This is a genomic window from Halobacillus dabanensis (assembly GCF_900114165.1).
Lineage (GTDB): Bacteria > Bacillota > Bacilli > Bacillales > Halobacillaceae > Halobacillus > Halobacillus dabanensis.
In genome coordinates, this window is record NZ_FOSB01000007.1 from 215,586 (window position 1) to 238,990 (window position 23,405).

Consider the following 23,405-nt stretch of genomic DNA (forward strand, 5'->3'; position numbering starts at 1 on the left):
AATTTAACGGAGCAACATTATAAAGGCGAGGTGCGTACGGCGGAGTTCCTACACCGACTTAACCGGGAGATAACGGTAAGAGCGGACGAGCCCACAGTAACCTATGAGCTATTAGACGGACGATGGATGTTACAGACGATGGACGCCCGGGTGATTCCAAACGTCCTTAACTCGGATGCCGTGATCGATGCGAGAGAGTTCGACGACAACGGTTTTACGAGAAAGCTACGGGCTATCATTACAGCCCGAGAGCTTACGGAGGTGGTGCGGTGAGTCAGATTTATACGGACAGACGGACCACGATTCAAAGGCTCGAGAGTGACGACGAGCTCGAAAGGCTAGTCGAAGTCTACAAGCCGGACGGACGAATGATAGCAGCATTATACGAGAAATCGGAGGGGCGATAGCATGAGCGACAAACACGAGCTACGAAATGTACGCATAGAACCGAAACCGGAACGAAAAAAGCATGAGCCGATTGAGCCCTGGCAGAAATCATCGGACATCATTGTTTATAACGTCTTCGAGCAAACTGCGGAAGCGTTGAAGGCGAACGGGTTAACGGAAGCATACGAAAGGATGGGTCGGAATGACGGAAGCAAAACGCTGCTTTAAAGCAAGGGCAATCCGAGAATCGATATTAAACACTCAAAGAGAGCGAAAGCAGCGATAGAGAGTGGCAAACGGTTTAAAAAGCAGCTTTAGCCTAAAAGAAACCATCGGAAAGGACGTCGATAGTCAATGAATGTATTCGGCAGGAACCGAGGGCGTGTCGAAGCTAGTTCCGATATCCCGAAGGACGGTTTTGTCCACGTTCAGATCCTTGTTAATTGGATCAACCGAGATGAACGTGAGATAAACGTAAAGGTTCTCGATAGAGGGCGGGGAGAATACGTCTTTGAGGCGAGCTTCGCCACAAGTCAAAGCGAAATGTATGCGTACCATACGGCTAAAGACATTGTTAGACAGTACGTTGACGCCGAGGGATTGGTTGTTGAATCGGGGTACACCGACGCCAAGCTGCCAATGGTTAAGACAACAGACAAACGCATGAGGTAAAACCCAAAACTAACAAACTATCACTACTAAGGAGAGGTTATCAATGGATATTAAACAACAGTATCAACAGCAGGTCGATCAAGAGGTTAAAGGGTTCCGAAACGAAGTACAGAAAATGAAGACAAGCGAGAACCCGTATTATCACGATCAGGCGGTACTCGACTATGAAATCGGGCAAAAAAGAAAGGAACTTGAAAAACGAGTGGCCGAGATTAGCGATGAGTTCCAAAAGAAGATAGACGAGGTAGTCGAGGCCCAAGAACGTGAGGCAGCACGTAGCACCTTCCGAGTCAGCACGGCTGACCGACAACTGGCGGAGCAGTTCACAACCGACTTGAAGGCGGAGCTAACGTTCTCCTACAGTGAAGCAGACAAACGGGCAGCCTTCAATAAATTCGAGGAAAAAATTCACCACTTCGACGATGAGAGCGGTCTGTACGCTATAAAGCAAAAGTTACCTGAAGTAGCTCAGGCAGTAAACGACGACGAGTTTTCAATGAAGGAACTTCGTAAAATTAACGGAACCTTTAACGCCTTACAGACGCCGGAGGCCGAGCACCTGGAAGAGATCAAGCAAGCGAAATTGTCCGGTGTTGACACTTCTTTCCGCAGGTTGAGGTTAACGCACCCGGCATACAGCGATTATCAAAAAGGTTATAAACGATAAACTACCGAGGTTAGCTTCTTTTATCCCCTTCTTTCTTCATAATAATTGGAACTAAATGCAAATTCAGGAGGTTTTAGTACTATTGACGTAGAATTATGTAGGTTGAAGGGAGAGGAGCTATTTTGCCAAGAAGAAAAAACGTTAGGTTCGATTACTTTAAAGTGAATGCTCGAGAATATAATCAAGAGAGGGATGTTATGGAAGACGTACCATGCGATTTAAGTGACCTTTTTCAAGGATTAAATAATACACCGGTAGTGGATAGGGTTTATAGGCTTGGAGATGACCAAGCACGTTTACAAGGGATGAGTCAAAATAACGATAAGTGGGAGTTACATTTCGTTCGGATTAGAAAAAATGGATTTCCAATTAAAACCCACGATGACGGAACGTATGGATATTTTGAAGATTTAGATGAAGAAGAGGGCTTTGGTGAAGAAGTTTCAGTTTTGTATGATCCAACTAATTATGTAATTATGGTTAGAAGAAATATGCACAGTTTAGCTCCATCAGCAATAGCTAACTACCTTACAGACGTAATTGATGAGCCGGGTTTTACATTGTATTTTAAACCCCTTATTCACCCTAGAGCAACAGATTTGTTAGAGGAAGACCATTTGATTAGAGGAGCTGAAATTTCGGTAGCTGATATTAAAAATGCAAGAGATACTACACGTAGGTCTTTGGGACAAATGATAACCAGAGCAAACGATATGAATGAGTCTGTAAGCGTGACATTTAAAATAAGCATTCAACAAGAAGGGTCTAGAAAACATAGTCGACTTCCAGTTTATGAGGAGCTAGGAAATTTGGTGGATGATCCTTCTGTGCAAAGCATCAAGGTTCGTAGGAAGGCGGATGAAGATGCAAAAGTGGAACCGATTGATTTAATAAAACACAGATTAATTGACTACAGTGCTTTTACTGAAAACGATATAAGCCCACTATCGCGAAATATTCTTCATACTACAGTAATAGGGCGTATGCATAGGCTGTATCGTGAGAGGGTTGGAGATATTAATAACGTGTATGTCTAGGGAGGAGTGTGATCCTTGAGGTTTATTGAAAAAATGTATCCTTATATAATTGCTCTATTAAGTGCTGTCATAGTGTACTGGTTTAAATGGGGAATTATAGATATTAATAACTTTAAGGAAATACTAAATGCAACAATAACTTTTAGTTCTATAATAATAGCTTTTTTAAGTACTATGGTTTCAATATTTATATCTTTAGCCGGTTCTCATGTAATGCAAAGGATAAAAGATGAAGATGGGGAAGGCTTACTTACTTCATATATTGCGCAGACTGTTATTGGTGGATTGTTATTAGTTGTCTATTCAATGGTCTTACTAATGTGTTTGGATTACAACGGTAAATATACGTATTTAATGTTAAGTGCATTTATATTTTTGATTACTTTTCTACTTTCTTCTTCATATAGAATACTAAACTTAACTTCTAAAATACTCAAAAACGCATTGGAGGAATCTAAGGGGTCAAACCCTGAACCGAAGAGAAAAGTTGCTAAACCAACGTTGAAAAAAAACGACTAACTAGAAACTGGAGAGGGGGTCGGTCATTGTGGGATTTTTCGATTCAATCCTTAAGGCGTTTAAAGAAGCGAGTAAACCGAAGCAGACGCCAAAATCAAGCGTTAAAAAACAGTCATCTTCGAAACCTTCGATAGAAACTAAAGTCGAGGTGAAAACGAGGAGTTATAACGATGGCCAGGTCAACATTGACCCGATTCTCACGAAGAAGTTATCTAACGGGTTACTTCCCGGTGAAGTATTGCTAATCGATTGGATCACGGGTAAAAAGCAGAACGTTCGATTTCCTCAATACTACGAGAGGACATACGGCATTAAACCCGAACGTTCACTGAAAAAGCTCGTAAAGAATGGGTACATATCGGAAGCAACACCGGTAGAATCGTTAGTTTCGTTTAAACTGCCGGAGTTAAAAGAAGCGTTAAAATCGAAGCAACTGAAAGTTAGCGGTAAGAAAGCCGACCTCATTTCGAGGATTTCGGAAAACTTTTCGGATTCCGAGGTCATGTCATTGGTTGGCGATAGTCTAACGCTGAAAGTAACGGAGAAGGGCGAGAAGACGCTCGAGGAATACTACTATATCGTTCCTGCTCATCGTAATGACTCAAAAGATGGCGTTTATAACGTTCCGAACGCGATCCGGCACGTCAAAAAGCTTAACTATAAGCCTAATAATGGAGATATCTCGTGGGCTTTGTTCCAACAAGCGTATATTGATTACGCTGAGAAACGGGATTACGGATTAATGCGAAACGTTATCCTAAACAAAGCAATGCAGTTGGAAAGGGAAAAGAAATATGAATCGGCGCTGTTCCAATACTTAAGGGTGTTCATTTTCGATACAAGTGGGTTACAAAATGGCAGACACTTAGAGCATCCGAAATACGCAATGATTCCTCAACCGATGGGGCGTTTTGTGAAGGTTCTAGTGAAGAGATTAGACATAGACGAGACTGGACTGCGTGACCATTTCGATAAAACGTGGGGAAAAGTTAGAGGGGAATTAGAGTTCCATTATTTAACGAAAGACGAGTGTTTCCGTTGCCTTTTAAACTCGATAACTGAGGAAGAAGACGGGACTGAGAAAGTTAAAGAACAACTTTTAAAAGCGTATGATCGACTTACAAACGAGTTTAACGAGAAGTCACTACGTAAGAAATACGGGCTAAGTTTACCGATTGATCTCGATAAGTACGATTAATGAAGCGCGGGGCTACGCAGCCTCGCTTTTTCTATGCGAAAAGAGGAAAATGCGGAAGGTTGTCGAATATAACTCCGATGACATATTACAAGGAGCGTTATACATGAACGATTATCGTTACCGCAAGCAGATTTTTCTCGAGTTCGCCGGCTCTTCCCGTTTTGACATTGATAAGTGCATTCTTCTCCCGGATGGTGAACGATCCATTACCGTATCTGATCGTCTTAATCCGGATCATTCGACCACCTACGTACAGTCCCACATACCGACTATCTCTGACGATGAAATCCGCAGTTTTCTCCTACGACAGATGAAGGTTATACAATCGGGGATTTACGATGAGTAACAGCGTGACTCAATAGCCTAGATTTTTTCTCTCGAAACTGAAACTTTTTTATTGAAAACCTATTGTAATCACCCATATATTCCCTTAGTATGTAATGAGTGGAATTATTACGAAAGTATTACATATTTAGGGGGAGAGTTATATGAAGAAGTTTTTTAAGTTCGGGTGTCTCGGGGTTATCGCCCTTGTTGTTCTAGGAGTGATTTTTGCTTCACTTGGAGGCGAGGACGATACAGCGTCTACAGATGGAGAGAACACGGAAACGTCGGCTGACGGTGAAAGTTCCGAAGAAAAAGAACAAACTTATAGCATTGGCGATAAAGTGGAAGTCGGAAAAATGGCGTTTACTGCTAACGAGAAAACAACGGCTAGCACAGTCGGTCCAGAAATGCTTCAAGAAGAAGCTAACGGTAAATACGTACTGGTCGACGTCACTGTTATAAATAACGGGAACGAGGCTAACACGGTTGATAGTTCTATGTTTAAGCTGAAATTTGAAGACAAAACTTACGAGGCTGATTCAGCAGCCACGATGGCAGCTAACGAAGATGCCGTAGAGTTCTTCTTAGCCGAAGTTAATCCAGACTCAACTATCGAAGGTAAAGTTGCTTTTGATATCAACGCTGAAACAGCAGAAAAAGACGGGTTGAAACTTCAAGTATCCGAAGGTGTATTCGGTACTAACACGAAAACAATTGACCTTAAATAACGAGAAAACAAAGGGCGGGGTAATACCCGTCTTTTTCATGCTTTTACCGTGTTGTTTTACTCGCCTAATAACGTACTTATGTTCTATGTTTTCAACGGTGATGCAAAGAGGCGCCCTCAGAGCGAAATTATTTTCGTTAAGACGGGGGTTAGTCCGACTCGATTCAACAGAGAGCGATTCTCGTAAATGACTTGTCATTCATCGGTAAGTATCGTAACATAGACGTTAGAAATGATTTGATACGGAATCAAGCACGTATGTGTAATCGACTAACCGTGTGACCCCCCCTTAAAGACTCAACGGGTAAGCAAACGGCAAGCAACGTATTTTTCAACACAATAAGCGTTTCCTAAACCGTGTGCCGCAGGTTCGAATCCTGCCGGGGGCGTTTATTGCTGAAGCTTAAGTTAGCTTCAGCTTTTTTATTGCCTGAGAAATAACTAAAATGTTCCGAACAGCTATATTCTATCGGGTCATAAGCAATCAGCCTTGTGGAAGGGGGGAACCTTTCTCCAAACATTTTGCTTAACATGTCTCCCAAGGTATCCTGTTTTTTCTCACTTCTTGCCATTTATTAGTAGAGGGCTTTTCCCGGGAAATAATGCGTTGGGAATCAATCATGCTTTGACGAACATGGCAAAATTCATAATAGCAGCAACAGGAACGGTTTATGTCCAGTATTTCTTCCTTAGCCCACATTTCAGAAAAAAATGTTACTATTTGATTTTGACTATTTTTGTCACATTGTAAAACAGTTAGGAATACAGAAATGTTGCTCTATTTCGTGTTCACTTCTTTGGAACTTTTCTTAAAACCGTTCGTAAAGGTAGCAGAAAGTAAATAGATTGATGTTTATCAGCTGACAAAAAAGAATGGAAAGGAGTGAGAGAAGATGAAGTTACAGGTGATTTCCGCTCTTATTCTAGCTCTTATACTTACTCAACTGCCTATCGCAGGAAAATACTTTGCCATATTAAACACAATGATTCATGAAAGTGGTCATTCGCTCATGGCACTAATTACTGGCGGAGAAGTAAGGCGTGTATCTTTACTACCAAATACATCAGGCTTCGCCCTCACGGGGCATACTTCCTGGATAGGACAAGTGCTGACCAGTTTGGCTGGTTATGTTTTTGCCTCCTTTTTTGCTTTTGTTTTCTTCTGGTTGGTTAGCCGGGGCCAATATAAATGGATGGTATACATTTTAATGGGTTTTCTTTTGATTAACTTAATCTTTTGGGTCCGAAATGTGTATGGGCTTTTTTGGATTTTCACCTTTGGCGCAGGTTTCATCTGGTTATTAAGGTCTGGACATGAACAAGTAGTGCACTATGTCCTTCTCTTCTTAGCGTCCCTCATCCTTGTCGAGTCTGTGACAAGCGCATTTGAAATCATGTGGATCAGCCTTGTTTCGCCTGGACAAGCAGGAGATGCAGCGAACTTAGCCCGTGCCACAAAATTCATCCCAGCCCCGTTTTGGGGGATTCTATTTTTCGTTCAAGCTTTATATTTCGCTCTCCTCTCTATAAAACGTGTGTTTCCTTAAGAAAAGGGTGCATGATTTAATCAAAAAAGAAAAAATTCCGCTCATGCCCTGCCCTCTAATTCACTTTTGAATAAGGTATTAAAGTAGGAAAGAGAGGAGGGAATTAAATGAGCGGAGGATACGGTGGCGGATTCGCGCTATTAGTTGTTTTGTTCATCCTTTTGATTATCATTGGTGCATCTTATGTAGGTGGCCGTGGCTACGGATACGGATATTAATCAGTAAGGAAAGCGGGAATTGTTTCCCGCTTTTTACATAAAATGAAACGTTTTTGATGGATTGATAAGGGGTATAAGAGAACTAGAATAATTGGACGGGGGATTCGTTTATGGATTTAAAAGACCGATTGATTACTCAAGGTTATGATCAAATTGATATTTTGATTGTAGGAGAGGATGGAGAACAAACGACCGTACCGGGTGTCACCCTTCACAAAGTGACGGACTTAGAGTACAAGTTGTACCTGGAACCAGAGAGTATTACTTATCACTTCAAAGAGGAACACCCTTATTTTGAAGCTGAACAGAAGGATGAAGACGGTGGGGAAAAGAAAATAAAAGGGTTCATCCTTGAATGGTAAAAGTCCTGTTCCCAGGGCTTTTTTGTTTAAAGATTTATATCCCAAGGTTGTACATCACTTTATCATGGACTGTCTCCAGCTTCAGCATGATCCCGTGGAGGTCTTATTCCCCATCTCTTTAAAAAAAGTGTATGGAGATTGTTTGGCCAAAGCTTGTCAGCAGGGCACGGCGCTTGTACTTTATTTATTCCCTATACGATGTTTGCGATCAGCTATTCCACCAATGATCAATAACGCACCGGAGACAAACAACATTACGGAAACCATTGTGTTATTAATAGCACACAATAAGACTATAGCTGCAATTATGTTCCCTGTCCCTATTAATCCCAGGATGAAGAACATTTGGTTCTGTTTTTGCATGGAAACCTTCCTTTTTTTGGATCTTCGTCTTTATCATAACGTATTTGCCTGTTTATGTTCACCCTGAAGGTGGAATGGAAATGGTAAACCCTAACAGGAGGTCATCATTTTGTTGAAACATGAATTGTACATTAATGGCGAATATACAACATCCAATGGATCAGAATTGATTGATATTATTAATCCGGCGACAGAAGAGGTTATCTCCCAGACACCTAAAGGCACGGAAGATGATGTGAATCGGGCAGTGGAAGCTGCTTTTGAAGCACAGAAAGGTTGGGAGCTGACGCCTAATATTGAAAGGGGGCAAATTGTAAGGAAGCTGGGCGACCGCATGGAAGAAAATCGTGCGACTTTTATTGATTTACTGCAAGAAGAACAAGGGAAAGATTATGAGCTTGCCAGCGGTGAAGTAGATCTTGCCATCGATTATTTCCGCTATATGTCTGAATGGGCCAGAAGGATTGAAGGAGAGGTTGTACCGAGTGATCGAAAAAATGAAAATATCTTCATATATAAAAAACCGATCGGTGTCGTAGCAGGAATCGTACCCTGGAATTTCCCAGTCTTCATTTTAGCAAGAAAAGTAGCTACAGCATTAGTGACAGGTAATACAATAGTATTGAAGCCGAGTCAGCAAACTCCAAACACAGCGATGGAGTTCACGAAAATAGTCGACTCGATGGAGGAGATTCCTGAAGGAGTCTATAATGTCGTAACCGGCACAGGATCAGAGATTGGTAATGCTCTTGCCACTCACCCAAATGTCCATATGGTTTCGATGACAGGTAGCGTCCCTGCAGGTACAAAGGTAATGGAAGCTGCCGCACAAAATATTACGAAAGTGAACCTTGAATTAGGTGGGAAGGCTCCCGCCATTGTTACAGAAAATGCTGATTTAGATATAGCTGCAGACAGTATTACCACCTCAAGGTTAGCTAACAATGGACAGGCATGTACGAATGCGGAACGTGTGTATGTCCATGAAAGTGTTGCAGAAGAGCTTATTGGCAAACTTCGGCATAAATTTGAGTCCTTGACTCTTGGAAATCCCCGGGAGAATAAAGAAGCTGACGTAGGACCTCTTGTCAGTAAAGATCGCTTGGAAGAAGTAGAAACAATGGTTAAAGAAGCGGTAAATGAAGGGGCGAGAGTCGAAATCGGGGGTGAACGTGGTGACTTAGAAAAAGGTTATTTCTATAAACCTACGATTTTGACCAATGTGGAACAGGATATGGATATTATACAGGAAGAAATATTCGGTCCAGTCATTCCTATAGCAACATATAAAACGCTGGACGAAGCTATTGATAAAGGGAATGACACAGACTATGGGCTTTCCTCGTCCGTATATACAGATGACATGAATGAAGCGATGAGGGTAGTCAATGAGTTGAAATTTGGAGAAACATTTGTAAACCGTGAGAATTTCGAAGCTGTCCAGGGTTACCATGCTGGAATGAGAAAATCTGGACTTGGTGGAACGGATGGAAAACACGGGATGGAAGACTTCCTTGTCACGCAAACTGTCTATATGCAATATAAAGATGATAAGCAATAAAAAAAGAGCTGCGATAAAATCGCAGCTCTTTTTAACAAGAACAGCAATGTCCTCTGCATACAGCTCTCTGTACTCGAAGGTGGTTTCGAGATACTTATCATGGAAAGGAGCGGAGGGAAACGGTGAGACTCCTATGGGATCTGCGGGACAGGTGAGACCCCGCAGAGCTTTAGCTCAAGGAGGCGCAGCGCCCGCCCCACGGAAAGCGAACCTTTTCCCGCAGCCCCAAACTCTCATTAAAGTCTCGAAACTGAGTCTTACAGAATAGGGAGCTTTTTTTATTATCTATTATCGATTTTTTCTGGGTAAAGGTCATGATTCATCATTCGGTGATCAGCCATTTGTTCGAATTTCGTTCCAGGTTTACCGTAATTACAGTAAGGGTCGATGGAGATTCCTCCTCGTGGGGTGAATTTGCCCCAAACTTCAATGTATCGAGGATCCATCAATTCGATTAAGTCGTTCATGATCGTGTTCATACTATCTTCATGGAAGTCTCCATGATTACGAAAGCTGAAGAGATACAATTTCAATGATTTACTTTCAACCATTTTCACATTGGGAATATAGCTGATATATACCGTAGCGAAATCTGGTTGTCTGGTTTTAGGGCAAAGAGTCGTAAATTCGGGGCAATTGAATTTTACAAAATAATCGCGATCCGGGTGTTGGTTATCGAATGTTTCTAATACCTCGGGGTCATACTCGAAGGAATAGGAAGTCCCTTGATTTCCTAGTAAAGACAAATCAAGATCTTGGTCGTTACGTCCAGTCATAGATGAAGCTCCTCTTCTGATTATTTATCATTACATAAAAAAGCCGCAGCGGCTAAGGGCTGCGGCTTAGATAAGACGGCATCCTTAGTTTTTTATAGAGGGGTAGCTAAGAAACCTCTTTATTGGAATCTGCAATACTGATCTTATTATATAAATTGAGTAGAATACTGTCAATTTACCCCGTGCCCTTGTCCTATTTCTGTAAATCTTTGGGCATAACTCTTTAAAAATGTGTGGAAATACCCTACAATGGAATTAATTCATAAAATTTTCAGAAAAGTATGCAACACGTGGCTCTGGAGAAAACAGAGCTTTCTTCAACCACAAAAGGAAACCGTTTACAAAACATTCTTATGAGGTGATTATTATGGACATGAAACCAATTCCAGCAAGGTCAGGCAATCACAACATGGAAAACTACAAAGAAGCGTATGAAAATTTCCAGTGGGAAGAAGTGAAAAAAAACTTTACTTGGGATCAGACAGGTAAAGTGAATATCGCTTATGAGGCCATTGATCGTCATGCAGAGGATCCTGATAAGAAAAACCAAGCCGCTCTCATATATTCGGCCCCAGATAGAGAAGAGACACTCACGTTTGAAGATTTGAAACGGAAGAGCAACCGCTTTGCAAATGTGTTGAAGAAACACAACATTGAAAAGGGAGACCGCGTTTTCCTCTTTATGCCGAGAAGTCCAGAGTTTTATGCTGCATTTCTTGGAATATTGAAAGTAGGTGCCATTGCAGGTCCTCTTTTTGAAGCATTTATGGAGCAAGCGGTAAGAGACCGACTGGAAGATAGTGAAGCGACGATGTTAATTACAACACCGGAACTTCTTGAGCGTGTTCCAGCGGATGACCTTCCAAATTTAAAGCAAGTAGTGCTTGTAGGTGGCGATGCTCCAGGAAACTACATCTCTTTTGATGAGGAAATGGATAATGCTTCGGATGAATTCAACATAGAGTGGGTGGACTTGGAAGATGGTATGCTTCTCCACTATACTTCTGGTTCAACCGGTAAGCCTAAAGGGGTTTATCATGTCCATAATGCGATGTTACAACATTATCAAACAGGTAAATGGGTGCTTGATCTGAAAGAGGACGATGTCTATTGGTGCACAGCCGATCCTGGTTGGGTAACTGGGACGAGTTATGGCATATTTGCGCCTTGGTTGAACGGAGTGACGAATGTTATCCGTGGGGGGCGATTCAGCCCGGATGATTGGTATGGAACCATTGCTGAAAAGAATGTTTCTGTATGGTATTCCGCACCGACCGCCTTCCGGAAACTTTTAAGTGCCGGGGAAGAAGCAGCACAGAAACATGACCTGTCCTCCTTAAGGCATATTTTGAGTGTTGGAGAACCATTGAATCCTGAGGTCGTGACATGGGGACTTTCTGCATTCGACTTACGCATCCATGATACGTGGTGGATGACAGAAACAGGCGGTATGCTCATTTGTAACTACCCAGCAATGGATATGCGTCCAGGTTCCATGGGTAAACCGTTCCCTGGAGTAGAAGCGGCTATTGTAGATAATGATGGAAATGAACTTCCAGCCAATCAAATGGGGAACTTGGCTATTAAACAAGGTTGGCCATCCATGATGAGAGCTATATGGAATAACCCTGGTAAGTATGAGAGCTATTTCTTGAACGGTTGGTATGTGTCTGGTGATAGTGCCTATAAAGATGAAGATGGGTACTTCTGGTTCCAGGGTCGTCTAGATGATGTTATCAATACTTCTGGGGAACGTGTAGGTCCATTCGAAGTTGAAAGCAAATTGATTGAGCACGAGGCGGTAGCAGAAGCCGGAGTTATCGGTAAGCCTGATCCTGAGCGTGGGGAAGTCATTAAAGCTTTCATCACTTTGAGAGAAGGATATGAACAATCTGATGAATTGCTTGAAGAAATCCGTCAGTTTGTTAAAAAAGGCTTAAGTGCTCATGCTGCGCCAAGGGAGATTGAAATCAAGGATACGATTCCGAAGACGCGTAGTGGTAAAATAATGCGCCGACTTCTTAAATCTTGGGAACTAGGGTTACCGACGGGTGATACCTCCACATTAGAAGAATAAATGACTAAAAGCACAGCCTCCCATGGCTGTGCTTTTACTATGGTTATATGAACGTCTCTTCCATTCTCTATGGTTTAATTATTCATTAAAATGGCAGTGTTCTGGAAGACTCGATTTCGAGATGTTTGTGGGTGCTTTAGGGGCTACGGGAAACGGTTCGCTTTCCATGGGGTGGGCGCTGAGCCTCCTCAGGCTTTCGCCTTCCGGGGTCTCACCGTTTCCCTCCGCCCCTCAGCCATAAAATAGGATTCGAAATCATTCTGCATGGTATCCATCGTTGCATATGAAAATCCCTGTTGTAGAGCCTTTTCATCAATAGCTCCCTATCCTGTCTATCCAGAAGTTTCGAGATACTCATTAAGGTAATGGGGGATGGGAAGCTGCGAGACTCCTGCGGGAAAGGATAGACTGGCAAGACCCCACAGGGCGTACAGCCCGAGGAGGCTTGCCGTCTTCCCCGCGGAAAGCGAGTAGCTTCCAAGCCCCCATTCGCACTTCACCAGATGTCTCGAAACTGAGTCTTACAGAATAGGGAGCGTTTCACGTGAAACTTCAGGGCGTAGGGGAAGAAAAGTAATTTTTTGTTATGGTAAGATGTGGAGGGATAGATTACATAGAATGCAGGTGGAACAACGATGAAGGAAGAATCTATTAGTTTTTTTGACCGTTCATTAGAAACCATTCAGTGGTTTGTATTTCTCTTGGCAAGTGCCGTTGCTCTTCCGATTGTTATAGGTTCAATTTTTGAATTGGACTTCAGAGAAGTGGCTGGACTTATGCAAAGGACCTTTTTTGTCGTCGGTGTAGCTTCTTTCCTACAAGGGGTGTTTGGACATAAATTGCCGATCATGGAAGGTCCTGCTGGAATTTGGATTAGTATTTTCGCTGTAATGGCATATAGCGGAGCACAGTCCGGTGATAGCTACTTGGACACATTACAGGTGTTGGAAGGGACGATGATTTGGACCGGAATTTTCTTATTTCTGTTTGGAATCTTCCGCCTTTCCCATCGTGTCTTGTATGTGTTCACCCCTTTTGTAACGGGCGCTTTTTTATTTTTGTTAACCGTACAGTTAAGCGGGACATTCCTCCAGGGGATGCTCGGTCTTCAACAATCGACAGACAAGGTGGATGGTGGACAAGCCATGGTTGCATTGGTGACTTTGTTTCTCGTCATCGGTTTGTCGGTTATGGGAAAAGGGTGGCTGAAAAGCTTTGCCGTACTGATTGGGATAGGTGTCGGGTGGGTATTGTATGTGATGACAGGGGGAGAAGCTCTCAAGTCTGGAGACCCAGAAGCTTTTTCATTCCCTGATCTCTTCGCCTGGGGCCCTCCTCATCTGACATGGGGAACGCTTCCCCTTGGCTTTATTACAGCGGTTATTTTGTTGTCGAACCTGGTGGCTTCTGTCATTGCTGTCAGTCATACGATTTATGGGGAACCTCGTTATACATATGACCAGGTTAATAAGGGGAGTAGTTTTTTAGGTGTGAACCATGGAATTACAGCGATCTTTTCTGCTGTAGCTAATGTTTCCCTCGCTTCTTCTTCAGGATTTATGCAATTGACAGGACAAAAGGGAAAACGCCCATTTTTGTATGCATCCCTCTTGTTAGTAGTATTTTCCTTTTCTCCTCCTATTGTTGCTTTCATATCTGGAATACCTGCTCCTGTAGCAAATGCTGCTTTATTGGCTACTTTTGTCCAGCTTATGGGGCTCGGTTTATCCAACATGACAAGCGAACCTCTGGATGAACGACGGTTGACGATTTTAGGGATCTCCTTTTTATTGGGCATCGGCCTGATGTTCCTCCCTTCAGAGGCCTTTGCCGGTGTTCCACCGATCCTGCAAAATCTGCTGAGTAATGGCTTGTTGGTTGGCACAGTACTCGTCATCGTGCTAAACCAAGTGTGGAAGGTATCAAACAAGTCCTCGTAGGGGAAAGTGATGGATAGAGGAAGTGATCAAATGGAAAATAAATTATATGATTTGATTGGTATAGGTATCGGTCCTTTCAATTTAGGAATGGCGGCCTTGCTGGATCAAACGGATGAAATCGATGCTATCTTTTTTGAAAAGACACCAGAGTTTGTATGGCACCCTGGAATGCTTATTGAAACAATGGATTTGCAGGTTCCTTTTTTGGCGGATTTAGTTACCTTCGCTGACCCTAAAAGTCCTTATACATTCATGAATTATCTACATGAGCACGATCGAATGTTTCCTTTTTTCTTTCATCGACATTTCGAGGTACCGAGACAAGAATACAATCACTATTTGCAATGGGTAGCTAAACAACTGGAAGGTCTATATTTTGGTAATACGGTCGTCGATGTAATCGATAAAAAAGAAGCGGATGTCCCTCATTACGAAATAGTTGTAGAGGAGACGTCCACTGGAAGGAAGAAATACTACCAGGCAAGGCATATTGTCATGGGAACTGGAAGTGAACCATTGATTCTCGATGGGCTGGATCGTCTGCCGAACGAAGATGTCATGCATTCGAGCCGCTATCTCTTTGAAAAGGACCATCTGCTCAAAGCGAAGCATGTCACAATTGTGGGGTCAGGGCAGAGCGCCCTGGAAGTTTTTTTGGATTTGTTGGAAGAACAAGAAAGAGATACGGAAATGAAGCTCAGTCTATTCACACGATCAGGTGGACTGTTTCAGTTGGATACGGCTAAATTCGCTCAGGAAATGTTCACACCAGAATTTGTCGATTACTTTCATAAATTGAGTTTGGATCAGCGTAAAGGAGCTCTGGATAATCTGGGTCCGCTCCGTAAAGGGATCGATCCCGATACTCTGACAAGATTATATACAAAACTTTATCATCGTACGGCAGCTATGAAAGATAGTCGAGTTCACATCCAACCAATGACAGAGATCGAAGGAATCGAAGCAACAGAAGACGGTTACCTTCTCCAATGCCGACAGTGGCAAGAGGAGGTCGAATATACGTACCCCACAGATAAAGTAGTATTAGCCACGGGATATAAACCTCATTTCCCAGATTGGTTCCTCCCCCGTTTCAAAGATGATATCGAATGGGAGGAGGAAGGTATTTACAAAGTTTCCCGTGATTATCAGCTTTGTTTCAACGATGATCGCCAGCATCATTTTTTTACCTTAACAGATCTTGTCCATTCGCACGGGGCAGGCGCGACAAATTTAGGTCTTTCTGTAATCCGGAATATCCATATCATCAATACCATAGCAGAGAAGGAAATTTACCGGAATCAAAAGAATACAACCTTCCAACAATTCTCTGCGGAAGACTATAAATAGACATTAAATGGTAATCGGTAGGTTTAAAATCATCTTATGGGGGAAGATATCCTATGTGTTCAAAACAACCCAAACATTTAAGGAGATGATTTAGATATGAGTAAAATCGCTTGTGTCATGACGTCTATGTTTGAAGATGTAGAATACACGAAGCCAGCTGAAGCTTTTTCAAAAGAAGGTCATGAGGTTACGACAATCGAATGGGAAGCTGGCAAACAGGTAGAAGGGAAGCAAGGCGAGGCAACGGTGAAAATCGACACATCCATCGATGATGTTAAACCTGAAGACTTCGATGCCTTGTTTATCCCGGGTGGTTTTTCACCAGATGTTTTACGCGGGGATGAAAAGTTCGTATCCTTTGCTAAGCATTTCATGGATGAAAAGAAACCAGTATTTGCGATCTGCCATGGACCACAACTACTGATCACTGCTAAGGCCCTAGAAGGCAGAACTGCTACCGGCTTCAAATCCATTGCCGTCGATATGGAATATGCTGGTGTGGATTATCAAGACAAGGAAGTCGTCGTTTGTCAGGACCAATTAGTTACGAGCCGGCAACCAGATGATATCCCGGCATTCAACCGTGAAGCATTAAAACTACTGAAATAAAGGTAGAAAAGAGAGTCACGAGGATCTCCTCTTCGTGGCTCTTTTCTTATTATATAATCCTAAAATGTAGAGAGGGAGAAAGAGTTACTATATAATAGAAGGAAGACATTTAGCTGTTTATGTACATATAATCATTTCAAAAAGGAGGAGCCCTTATGATTGTTAGGGAGAAGGACGATTACTTTATCATGATCACGCAGCATGAGCATGCCAATATATCCAAAAAACTTGTAGACTACTGGAAAAATAATTTTTTATTGCGATCAAAGTTGAGAGAGGAAGCGGACTGGGCCATACGCCAGCATGATCGTGCGTGGATTCCTTTAGATCAAGCTCCTGAATGGAATGAGGAGAAACAGCGCCCCTATTCGTTCGTGGATTATCCTATCAAAAAGAAATTAGAAGCTTACCAGCGAGGGATACAGGAAATAGCTAGTCAATCTTTATATGCAGGGATGCTTTGCAGTATGCATTATGCATCCTTCTTTGCGGAAGACAGCGAAGATGAGCAGATACGAACATTTATATTGAATGAAAGAGAACGGCAGCACCAGTTGTTCGAGATGATGGAAATGGACATTCCTCAAGATATTTACGATCTTCATTTTCGCCGTCTCCAATTTTGTGATGACCTGTCTCTATATGTATGTATGCAAGAGCCTGGAATTTCGAAAGAAGAGGAGGTTCCCTGGTTTAAAGATGGATTCCGACAACCTTTTGATTTTGCTCCTGCAGGGATGATCGCCCACTGGGCGGACCAGGAAACGGTGTCGGTGGACCCTTTCCCTTTCGAGGAACCGTTCGGCATAGAGATCCCATACAGGACGGTTTATAAAAAGGTTATCGCTGATAAAGGGCTTTCCGAGGCTTTCCATGAAGCAGGCATACATAACCAACGGGTTACATTTATTAGAAAAGGGGAATAGCCACTTACATTCTTTAGTAAGCGGCACCATTTCCTTTTATTTTTTATCTATGCTGAACTGCCCGCTGAGCAATAACCAGTTTTGTGGGAAGGAAAGCCCCAGTTTCCAATAACTGATTCCTAACAGTCCGCGGTCTTTGATCAAGTCGAATTTCCTTTGAATAGAACGAGCATCCTCGAACCACACTTCATGTTCATTGCCGGTAGTATCCGTATAGGTGAAGTAGGGTGCTTGCTCTTCTTCGTCATAAGAAATAGATACATTATTTTCTCTGGCTATCTGTATTGCTTGTTGTGGGCTGACCGCCTTGGCGAATTCCCCGCCGGGTTCGTAAGGCAGCGTCCAATCATAGCCGTAGAGATTCTGCCCTAAGAGAATTTTACTTGCTGGCATTTCTGTCAAAGCATAATCGACAACTTCAGTAACAGGACCGATGGGTGAGACTGCACGTGGTGGACCCCCGCTATATCCCCACTCATAAGTCATCAACACGACAAAATCGACGATTTCCCCATGTGCCTTATAGTCGTGAGCTTCATACCAGGCCCCTTCTTGTTCGGCACTTGTTTTCGGGGCAAGTGCAGTCGATATTAATAAACCCTCAGCGCTAAGACGGTTCTTTGCCTTGCGTAAAAACTGATTGTAGTTTTCTTTCATTTCTGGGGGTAGGAATTCCATATCGAAGTGAACATCCTGGAATCCTACTTGTTGTGTAATCTGAATAATATTGTCGAGCAATTGATCTTGTAACGCCTCATCAGATAAAATGGTCCGAGCTAACTCTGCATTAAATCCATCCTCTGCCAGGTTAGTGACAACCATCATAAGACCAGCATCGTTCTGTTGAGCAATTTCCTTGAAGTTGTCGAGCGGTGGTGCTTTCAATGAACCATCCTCCTGGATCTCATAACTGAAAGGTGCTAAGTAGGTGAGATTTGCCGCTCTGTTTTCAGCAGCACTCCGGAGGTTCTCTGACACTTCCCCGCCATAAGGCTCGATGTAGGCATTAGCTGTAATCGGGGTCGGGGCTTGTTCAGGAATATAGAGACGTAACCCGACTGGTAGTGTCATTCCTGCTTGAATTCCATTTACTTGGGCGAGTTGCTGTGGTGTAGTATTGAACTGTTGAGCAATGGAATATAAACTGTCTCCCTGCTGGACAAAATAAAATTGACCGACAATCGGTACGACAAGAGCCTGGCCGATAACCAGGTCACCTGGAGTTTCAAGCTCATTTGCTTCTATGATGGCATTTGGCGTACTGTCATAGAGACCTGCAATAGAAAAAACAGAATCTCCTTGTTGGACAACGTGAATTTGCACAAGGGTCACTCCTTTCTCATCTTTATCAATGTATGAAACGTGAAAACTAAATTATTCTTCAAAATCACAGGAGGATGAAAATGCAAGATGACGAATACTACATGAAAATCGCTATACAAGAAGCAAAAAAAGCAGGAGCAGAAGGAGAGGTCCCGATTGGCGCAATTATTGTCAAAGATAATGAAATCATTGCGCATGGGTATAATCAAAGAGAGCATTCGCAACTAGCTTCCTCTCATGCGGAATTCATAGCGATTGAACGTGCCAACAAACATGTCGGAAGTTGGCGTTTAGAAGAATGCACACTTTATGTAACATTAGAGCCATGCCCAATGTGCGCTGGTGCTATTTTGCAATCAAGAATCCCCCGGGTTGTGTACGGTGCCAAAGATCCGAAAGCGGGATGTGCTGGAACTCTTATAAATTTACTTAATGATGATCGGTTCAATCATAAATCAGAAGTTCTTACAGGGGTGATGGAAGAAACGTGTGGAGAGATGCTTACTCAATTTTTCCGTAACCTTCGAAGCCGTAAGAAAAATAACACATCTACTAACAATTAACAGTGTTTTACCATTGCATTTTCCATGAAAAATAGATATACTTGTTTATGCCGTGCTAAGCGGGGAGGTAGCGGTGCCCTGTACTCGCAATCCGCTATAGCGAGGCCGAATCCCCATCCAAGGTGGTGCGGCCTTAAGGTCTGCCTTATGTGAGTGGTGTTGACACCCAGGTCCTGCGCAACGGGAACCAGCGAATCCTGTCAGGTCCGGAAGGAAGCAGCAGTAAGCTGTCTCTCTCGTGTGCCGCGGGAGTGCCTGGGTCGAGCCATAACCATAAGTAACGCTTAGGGCCGCATCATCGAAGATGGGTGCACGGCATTACATAAGAGATTGCAAAGAGCTGTTATGATTCTTCATAACGGCTCTTTTTTATGGTCGGGAACTGTACAAGTATTAAGAGTGAAGTTGGGGTTCTCAGGGGGACTATCCCCCAGGTCTTTATCCGTGTATAAAGTGTCTGCACTTTTGATTCCACTGAATGAGCGTTTACTATGCTTTGAAAAACTATGGATTCTGATAGGGAAGAAAGCACACAAGTTTTTGTAAGTAGGTAAGGTTCACATCCTATCCTTCCATCAGGTATAATGGAAATGAGACTATTAAGGGAGAACGGTTTTATGAGCTATCAGGCTTTATATCGCGTATGGCGACCGCGGAATTTTGAAGGAGTCGTCGGACAAACGCATATTACACGGACGCTGCAGAATGCGATTGAGCAAAATAAGTTTTCTCATGCGTATTTATTTTCCGGCCCAAGAGGTACCGGAAAGACAAGTGCTGCAAAAATATTCGCTAAAGCTGTCAACTGCGAACATGCCCCTGTGAAGGAACCGTGTAATGAGTGTGATGCCTGTTTAGGGATTCAGGACGGGTCGATTTCTGATGTTATAGAAATTGATGCCGCTTCGAACAATGGTGTCGAGCAAATACGTGAAATCCGAGATAAGGTTAAATATGCACCAAGTGCCGTGCCTTATAAGGTTTACATTATTGATGAAGTACACATGCTTTCCATGGGAGCTTTCAATGCGTTACTGAAAACCTTGGAAGAGCCACCGAAACATGTCATCTTCATATTAGCGACTACAGAACCTCACAAAATCCCATTGACGATCATCTCCAGGTGTCAACGCTTCGACTTTAAACGGATTTCCCAAAAAGCAATGGTCGACCGTATGGAAAAAATCACGGCGATCGAAGAGATTGCTATTGCTAAAGAGGCACTGGAAATTGTCGCCCTTACTGCGGAAGGTGGAATGCGTGATGCACTAAGCCTTTTAGATCAAGCGATTTCGTATAGTGAAGAAGAAGTTACGATCGAAGACGTCCTTGCTGTGACTGGGTCTGTCTCTCAAAGTAAACTTACTGCCGTGCTTAAGGCACTGCACGAACAGGATGCCAAAAGTGCGCTTGAGTCAGTTGATGATTTGATTCAACAGGGAAAAGACCCTGGTCGTTTTGTCTTCGATCTCATTTATTACTTAAGAGACTTACTCCTATTTCAAGCAGCTCCAGACTTGGAACATAACTTGGAAAGAGCTATACCTGACGAAGCTTTCCGCTCTTTTTCAACAGAACTGTCACCGAATTGGATTCAACAGGCCATCCGTGAACTGAACAGATGCCAACAAGAGATGAAATGGACAACCAGCCCGAAAGTTTTCATAGAGATCGCTATGCTTAATATGGTAGAGGTGAAGGTTGGGCCTGTTCAGGGGCAACCGGTAGAATCGGATGCTTTTGATAAACTCGTCCAAAAAATCACCGATCTGGAAAAAGAGCTCACAGACTTGAAACAAAAAGGACCAGGATCGCAGGCTCCTTCTCAACCGGCGAAAAAGCGCGCACCTGCAAAATCCGGAAGAAAAGGGTATAATGTTCCTTATGAACGAATCCGTCAAGTGCTGAACGAAGCTTCCAAGGATGATATTAAGAATATCCAAAGCCGATGGGCAGACTTTATGGAAGCATTGAAGAGGACGAATGCTCCGGCACACGCAACACTTTTAAACAGTAAGCCAAGAGCCGCTTCATCTAAAGCACTCATTTTGGCATTCCGTTATGATATCCATTGTTCATTGGCACTCGAACACCAAAAGACGATAGAGCCTTTGCTAACAGAGTTTTCCGGAAAACCGATGACGATCATACCAATTCCAGAACCCAATTGGCAGGAGATCAGGGAAGAGTACGTCAGAAAACAGAAGCAATCATCCGATGAAGGCTCAGAATCAGAGGAGAACGAAAGTCCATCCGAACAAGGAGAGGACGATGATCCATTGATTTCAGAAGCGCGTAAGCTTGTCGGAGATGATTTAATAGAAGTTCAAGACTAATTATTGATTTTAAAGGAGGAATGCACCATGCGTGGTGGAGGAAACATGAATAATATGATGAAACAAATGCAAAAAATGCAGAAGAAAATGATGAAGGCTCAGGAAGAACTTTATGAAATGACATTCGAATCTTCTGCTGGTGGCGGTATGGTGAAAGTAACAGCCAACGGTAAGAAAGAGATTACGGACGTTGTGATTGATGAAGAGGTCGTGGATCCAGATGATGTAGAAATGCTCCAGGATTTAATCATTACAGCAACAAACGATGTACTGAAGCAAGTAGACGATAAGACGAATGATACTATGGGACAATTCACGAAAGGTATGCCTGGTGGAGGAATGTTCTAGGAGGAATTTCCATGTATTACCCAGAACCTATATCAAAACTGATTGACAGTTTTACGAAGCTGCCAGGAATAGGACCGAAGACGGCTGCCCGCCTGGCCTTTTTCGTTTTAGAAATGGAAGAGGACGACGTACTCGATTTTGCTAAATCATTAGTAAGCGCCAAACGGGAATTGACCCATTGCACGACTTGTGGTCACATCACAGATCAAGATCCGTGTTCCATTTGTCAGGATGAATCGAGGGACCAAACTTTGATTTGTGTAGTGCAAGACCCGAAAGATGTCATCGCAATGGAAAAGATGAGGGAATTCAGTGGTAAGTATCATGTCCTGCACGGTGCGATATCACCCATGGATGGAATCGGACCAGAAGATATCAATGTCGCCAGTCTAATCAATCGGTTGAAAGATGAAGGCATTGAAGAACTGATCCTTGCGACGAACCCTAATATTGAAGGGGAAGCAACGGCAATGTATATCTCTCGCCTCGTCAAACCTTCTGGTATAAGAATGACAAGGATTGCCCACGGACTCCCTGTAGGTGGAGACCTTGAGTATGCGGATGAAGTGACCTTATCCAAAGCTTTAGAAGGTCGTCGGGAACTTTAATAGAGGGTGATTGATTTGTTCGGTAAAAGAAGGGCAATTAAAAAGGACATGGACCGGGAACTCCTGTTAAATATTAAAAAGATGAAACATGAATGGGAAACTTTAAACACAATCATTGAACAAAGTATTGAACCGAGTGAAGATGGCTTGAAAGATTTAGCGGTCGTCAAAGCAAAGTATTTCTACTTATTAAGAGAAGCAAGATACAGAGGGATTAACGCTCTCTCTTAAATATGTACTACCCTCTTGTTCACAGACATAGACTGTTTATAGAAACAGTTCTATTGGACAAGGGGGTTTTTTATGGATCCAGTGCTCGTCATTCTAATGTTAGGATTAGCTATTCCTCTTTTGTTGGTAATTGGACTTCCTTCCACACCTTTAAAGCTTGTAGGGAAATTGATGACTCGATTGATCGTGGCAGTCTTATTATTGTTTTTTGTAAACCTCTTTGGTGCTCAATTTGGTTTACATGTCCCCATTAATGGCTTTACTGCCCTTATATCCGTAGCCCTGGGTATCCCTGGTATATTGTCTCTGACCGCGATTCACTTATGGGTGATCTAAAGGCGAAGAACTAAACTTCGTCTTTTTTTATTTTTTATAAAAAAGTATTGCATCCAATAATTACGCATGATATATTATTACTTGTCGCGTTAAGAGAGCGGCTAGCCGCAACGGCTTAACAAAATAAATCATAAAAAGTTGTTGACGAAAACGACAAGAAATGATATATTTATTAAGTCGCTGTTTTGAAGCGGCAAACAAAACATTTGATCTTTGAAAACTGAACGAACCAACCAGTACGTCAAGAAATTCCTTCTATTATAGAAGAGAATCAAAACAAGCACATTCGGTGTGCAAATGAGCAAGTCAAACTTAACTTTTATGGAGAGTTTGATCCTGGCTCAGGACGAACGCTGGCGGCGTGCCTAATACATGCAAGTCGAGCGCGGGAAGCGAG

General features: G+C 42.7%; 26 protein-coding genes, 1 rRNA gene and 1 other RNA gene. 25 read left to right on the forward strand and 3 right to left on the reverse strand.

Annotated elements, in window-relative coordinates; all coding sequences use genetic code 11:
• Positions 1-408: 408 nt before the first annotated feature.
• From BMZ58_RS13695 to BMZ58_RS13745, 11 genes are all read left to right on the forward strand, one after another.
• The gene (locus BMZ58_RS13695) at positions 409-615 is read left to right on the forward strand and encodes a hypothetical protein (RefSeq protein WP_075037120.1); all 207 of its coding nucleotides are present in this window, start codon (positions 409-411) and stop codon (positions 613-615) included.
• A 126-nt stretch (positions 616-741) separates the two neighbouring features.
• Positions 742-1,059 carry a hypothetical protein gene (locus BMZ58_RS13700; RefSeq protein WP_075037121.1) on the forward strand — a complete coding sequence of 106 codons (318 nt, stop codon included), beginning with the start codon at positions 742-744 and terminating at the stop codon, positions 1,057-1,059.
• Between the two features lie 43 nt (positions 1,060-1,102).
• The gene (locus tag BMZ58_RS13705) at positions 1,103-1,726 is read left to right on the forward strand and encodes a hypothetical protein (protein WP_075037122.1); all 624 of its coding nucleotides are present in this window, start codon (positions 1,103-1,105) and stop codon (positions 1,724-1,726) included.
• 122 nt (positions 1,727-1,848) lie between these two features.
• The gene (locus BMZ58_RS13710; RefSeq protein ID WP_075037123.1) at positions 1,849-2,763 is read left to right on the forward strand and encodes a DUF6731 family protein; all 915 of its coding nucleotides are present in this window, start codon (positions 1,849-1,851) and stop codon (positions 2,761-2,763) included.
• A gap of 15 nt (positions 2,764-2,778) precedes the next feature.
• A complete protein-coding gene (locus BMZ58_RS13715; RefSeq protein ID WP_075037124.1) occupies positions 2,779-3,282 on the forward strand; it encodes a hypothetical protein in 504 nt (167 codons plus the stop codon).
• A gap of 28 nt (positions 3,283-3,310) precedes the next feature.
• Entirely contained in the window at positions 3,311-4,480 is a 1,170-nt protein-coding gene (locus BMZ58_RS13720) for an SAP domain-containing protein (RefSeq protein WP_075037125.1), read from the forward strand.
• 103 nt (positions 4,481-4,583) lie between these two features.
• Complete coding sequence (locus BMZ58_RS13725) at positions 4,584-4,826, forward strand: hypothetical protein (protein WP_075037126.1); 243 nt, start codon at positions 4,584-4,586, stop codon at positions 4,824-4,826.
• A gap of 142 nt (positions 4,827-4,968) precedes the next feature.
• Positions 4,969-5,535, forward strand: coding sequence for a DUF4352 domain-containing protein (locus BMZ58_RS13730; protein WP_075037127.1), 567 nt, complete (start codon positions 4,969-4,971; stop codon positions 5,533-5,535).
• A gap of 892 nt (positions 5,536-6,427) precedes the next feature.
• A complete protein-coding gene (locus tag BMZ58_RS13735) occupies positions 6,428-7,081 on the forward strand; it encodes a M50 family metallopeptidase (RefSeq protein ID WP_075037128.1) in 654 nt (217 codons plus the stop codon).
• Between the two features lie 107 nt (positions 7,082-7,188).
• The gene (locus BMZ58_RS13740) at positions 7,189-7,299 is read left to right on the forward strand and encodes a YjcZ family sporulation protein (RefSeq protein ID WP_075037129.1); all 111 of its coding nucleotides are present in this window, start codon (positions 7,189-7,191) and stop codon (positions 7,297-7,299) included.
• A 110-nt stretch (positions 7,300-7,409) separates the two neighbouring features.
• Positions 7,410-7,661, forward strand: coding sequence for a hypothetical protein (locus BMZ58_RS13745; RefSeq protein ID WP_075037130.1), 252 nt, complete (start codon positions 7,410-7,412; stop codon positions 7,659-7,661).
• A 180-nt stretch (positions 7,662-7,841) separates the two neighbouring features.
• Here the strand turns inward: BMZ58_RS13745 and BMZ58_RS13750 are convergent, their stop codons facing one another.
• Positions 7,842-8,024 (reverse strand): hypothetical protein, encoded by a 183-nt coding sequence (locus tag BMZ58_RS13750; protein ID WP_075037131.1) that lies wholly within the window; start codon positions 8,022-8,024, stop codon positions 7,842-7,844.
• 109 nt (positions 8,025-8,133) lie between these two features.
• Here BMZ58_RS13750 and aldA point away from each other — a divergent pair, with 109 nt between their 5' ends.
• Positions 8,134-9,585 (forward strand): aldehyde dehydrogenase, encoded by a 1,452-nt coding sequence (aldA, locus tag BMZ58_RS13755; RefSeq protein WP_075037132.1) that lies wholly within the window; start codon positions 8,134-8,136, stop codon positions 9,583-9,585.
• Between the two features lie 281 nt (positions 9,586-9,866).
• Here the strand turns inward: aldA and queF are convergent, their stop codons facing one another.
• Positions 9,867-10,361: a preQ(1) synthase gene (gene queF, locus BMZ58_RS13760; RefSeq protein WP_075037133.1), complete on the reverse strand. Its 495-nt coding sequence runs from the start codon at positions 10,359-10,361 to the stop codon at positions 9,867-9,869.
• Positions 10,362-10,728: 367 nt separating this feature from the next.
• On the opposite strand from queF, the gene acsA reads away from it, so the two are divergent.
• The 5 genes from acsA (at position 10,729) to BMZ58_RS13785 (ending at position 17,263) form a co-directional block, all read left to right on the forward strand.
• Entirely contained in the window at positions 10,729-12,438 is a 1,710-nt protein-coding gene (acsA, locus tag BMZ58_RS13765) for an acetate--CoA ligase (protein ID WP_075037134.1), read from the forward strand.
• Between the two features lie 635 nt (positions 12,439-13,073).
• Complete coding sequence (locus BMZ58_RS13770) at positions 13,074-14,378, forward strand: purine/pyrimidine permease (protein ID WP_075037135.1); 1,305 nt, start codon at positions 13,074-13,076, stop codon at positions 14,376-14,378.
• Between the two features lie 30 nt (positions 14,379-14,408).
• On the forward strand, positions 14,409-15,728 hold the full coding sequence (locus tag BMZ58_RS13775; protein WP_075037159.1) for a lysine N(6)-hydroxylase/L-ornithine N(5)-oxygenase family protein: 1,320 nt from the start codon (positions 14,409-14,411) through the stop codon (positions 15,726-15,728).
• Between the two features lie 96 nt (positions 15,729-15,824).
• Complete coding sequence (locus tag BMZ58_RS13780; RefSeq protein ID WP_075037136.1) at positions 15,825-16,337, forward strand: type 1 glutamine amidotransferase domain-containing protein; 513 nt, start codon at positions 15,825-15,827, stop codon at positions 16,335-16,337.
• A gap of 155 nt (positions 16,338-16,492) precedes the next feature.
• Positions 16,493-17,263, forward strand: a complete 771-nt coding sequence (locus BMZ58_RS13785; protein WP_075037137.1) for a DUF3891 family protein — start codon at positions 16,493-16,495, stop codon at positions 17,261-17,263.
• Positions 17,264-17,299: 36 nt separating this feature from the next.
• Here BMZ58_RS13785 and BMZ58_RS13790 read toward each other — a convergent pair whose 3' ends face one another.
• The gene (locus BMZ58_RS13790; protein WP_075037138.1) at positions 17,300-18,586 is read right to left on the reverse strand and encodes a glycoside hydrolase family 18 protein; all 1,287 of its coding nucleotides are present in this window, start codon (positions 18,584-18,586) and stop codon (positions 17,300-17,302) included.
• A gap of 80 nt (positions 18,587-18,666) precedes the next feature.
• On the opposite strand from BMZ58_RS13790, the gene tadA reads away from it, so the two are divergent.
• The 8 genes from tadA to BMZ58_RS13830 all read left to right on the forward strand — a co-directional run.
• Positions 18,667-19,149 (forward strand): tRNA adenosine(34) deaminase TadA, encoded by a 483-nt coding sequence (tadA, locus tag BMZ58_RS13795; protein WP_075037139.1) that lies wholly within the window; start codon positions 18,667-18,669, stop codon positions 19,147-19,149.
• A gap of 50 nt (positions 19,150-19,199) precedes the next feature.
• Positions 19,200-19,465, forward strand: an RNA gene (ffs, locus tag BMZ58_RS13800) — signal recognition particle sRNA large type.
• Positions 19,466-19,766: 301 nt separating this feature from the next.
• A complete protein-coding gene (gene dnaX, locus BMZ58_RS13805) occupies positions 19,767-21,485 on the forward strand; it encodes a DNA polymerase III subunit gamma/tau (RefSeq protein WP_075037140.1) in 1,719 nt (572 codons plus the stop codon).
• Positions 21,486-21,512: 27 nt separating this feature from the next.
• Positions 21,513-21,833, forward strand: a complete 321-nt coding sequence (locus BMZ58_RS13810) for a YbaB/EbfC family nucleoid-associated protein (protein WP_075037141.1) — start codon at positions 21,513-21,515, stop codon at positions 21,831-21,833.
• Positions 21,834-21,844: 11 nt separating this feature from the next.
• Positions 21,845-22,441 carry a recombination mediator RecR gene (recR, locus tag BMZ58_RS13815; RefSeq protein WP_075037142.1) on the forward strand — a complete coding sequence of 199 codons (597 nt, stop codon included), beginning with the start codon at positions 21,845-21,847 and terminating at the stop codon, positions 22,439-22,441.
• Positions 22,442-22,447: 6 nt separating this feature from the next.
• Positions 22,448-22,672: a YaaL family protein gene (locus BMZ58_RS13820; RefSeq protein ID WP_279626138.1), complete on the forward strand. Its 225-nt coding sequence runs from the start codon at positions 22,448-22,450 to the stop codon at positions 22,670-22,672.
• 72 nt (positions 22,673-22,744) lie between these two features.
• Positions 22,745-23,008 (forward strand): pro-sigmaK processing inhibitor BofA family protein, encoded by a 264-nt coding sequence (locus BMZ58_RS13825; RefSeq protein WP_075037144.1) that lies wholly within the window; start codon positions 22,745-22,747, stop codon positions 23,006-23,008.
• A gap of 318 nt (positions 23,009-23,326) precedes the next feature.
• A 16S ribosomal RNA gene (locus tag BMZ58_RS13830) occupies positions 23,327-23,405 on the forward strand; the annotation flags it as partial.

Coding starts and splice junctions, on each gene's coding strand:
- BMZ58_RS13695 (WP_075037120.1), top strand. CDS start 409: ATGAGCGACAAACACGAGCTACGAAATGTACGCATAGAACCGAAACCG.
- BMZ58_RS13700 (WP_075037121.1), top strand. CDS start 742: ATGAATGTATTCGGCAGGAACCGAGGGCGTGTCGAAGCTAGTTCCGAT.
- BMZ58_RS13705 (WP_075037122.1), top strand. CDS start 1,103: ATGGATATTAAACAACAGTATCAACAGCAGGTCGATCAAGAGGTTAAA.
- BMZ58_RS13725 (WP_075037126.1), top strand. CDS start 4,584: ATGAACGATTATCGTTACCGCAAGCAGATTTTTCTCGAGTTCGCCGGC.
- BMZ58_RS13730 (WP_075037127.1), top strand. CDS start 4,969: ATGAAGAAGTTTTTTAAGTTCGGGTGTCTCGGGGTTATCGCCCTTGTT.
- BMZ58_RS13735 (WP_075037128.1), top strand. CDS start 6,428: ATGAAGTTACAGGTGATTTCCGCTCTTATTCTAGCTCTTATACTTACT.
- BMZ58_RS13740 (WP_075037129.1), top strand. CDS start 7,189: ATGAGCGGAGGATACGGTGGCGGATTCGCGCTATTAGTTGTTTTGTTC.
- BMZ58_RS13745 (WP_075037130.1), top strand. CDS start 7,410: ATGGATTTAAAAGACCGATTGATTACTCAAGGTTATGATCAAATTGAT.
- BMZ58_RS13750 (WP_075037131.1), bottom strand. CDS start 8,024: ATGCAAAAACAGAACCAAATGTTCTTCATCCTGGGATTAATAGGGACA.
- queF (WP_075037133.1), bottom strand. CDS start 10,361: ATGACTGGACGTAACGACCAAGATCTTGATTTGTCTTTACTAGGAAAT.
- acsA (WP_075037134.1), top strand. CDS start 10,729: ATGGACATGAAACCAATTCCAGCAAGGTCAGGCAATCACAACATGGAA.
- BMZ58_RS13770 (WP_075037135.1), top strand. CDS start 13,074: ATGAAGGAAGAATCTATTAGTTTTTTTGACCGTTCATTAGAAACCATT.
- BMZ58_RS13775 (WP_075037159.1), top strand. CDS start 14,409: ATGGAAAATAAATTATATGATTTGATTGGTATAGGTATCGGTCCTTTC.
- BMZ58_RS13780 (WP_075037136.1), top strand. CDS start 15,825: ATGAGTAAAATCGCTTGTGTCATGACGTCTATGTTTGAAGATGTAGAA.
- BMZ58_RS13785 (WP_075037137.1), top strand. CDS start 16,493: ATGATTGTTAGGGAGAAGGACGATTACTTTATCATGATCACGCAGCAT.
- tadA (WP_075037139.1), top strand. CDS start 18,667: ATGCAAGATGACGAATACTACATGAAAATCGCTATACAAGAAGCAAAA.
- dnaX (WP_075037140.1), top strand. CDS start 19,767: ATGAGCTATCAGGCTTTATATCGCGTATGGCGACCGCGGAATTTTGAA.
- BMZ58_RS13810 (WP_075037141.1), top strand. CDS start 21,513: ATGCGTGGTGGAGGAAACATGAATAATATGATGAAACAAATGCAAAAA.
- recR (WP_075037142.1), top strand. CDS start 21,845: ATGTATTACCCAGAACCTATATCAAAACTGATTGACAGTTTTACGAAG.
- BMZ58_RS13825 (WP_075037144.1), top strand. CDS start 22,745: ATGGATCCAGTGCTCGTCATTCTAATGTTAGGATTAGCTATTCCTCTT.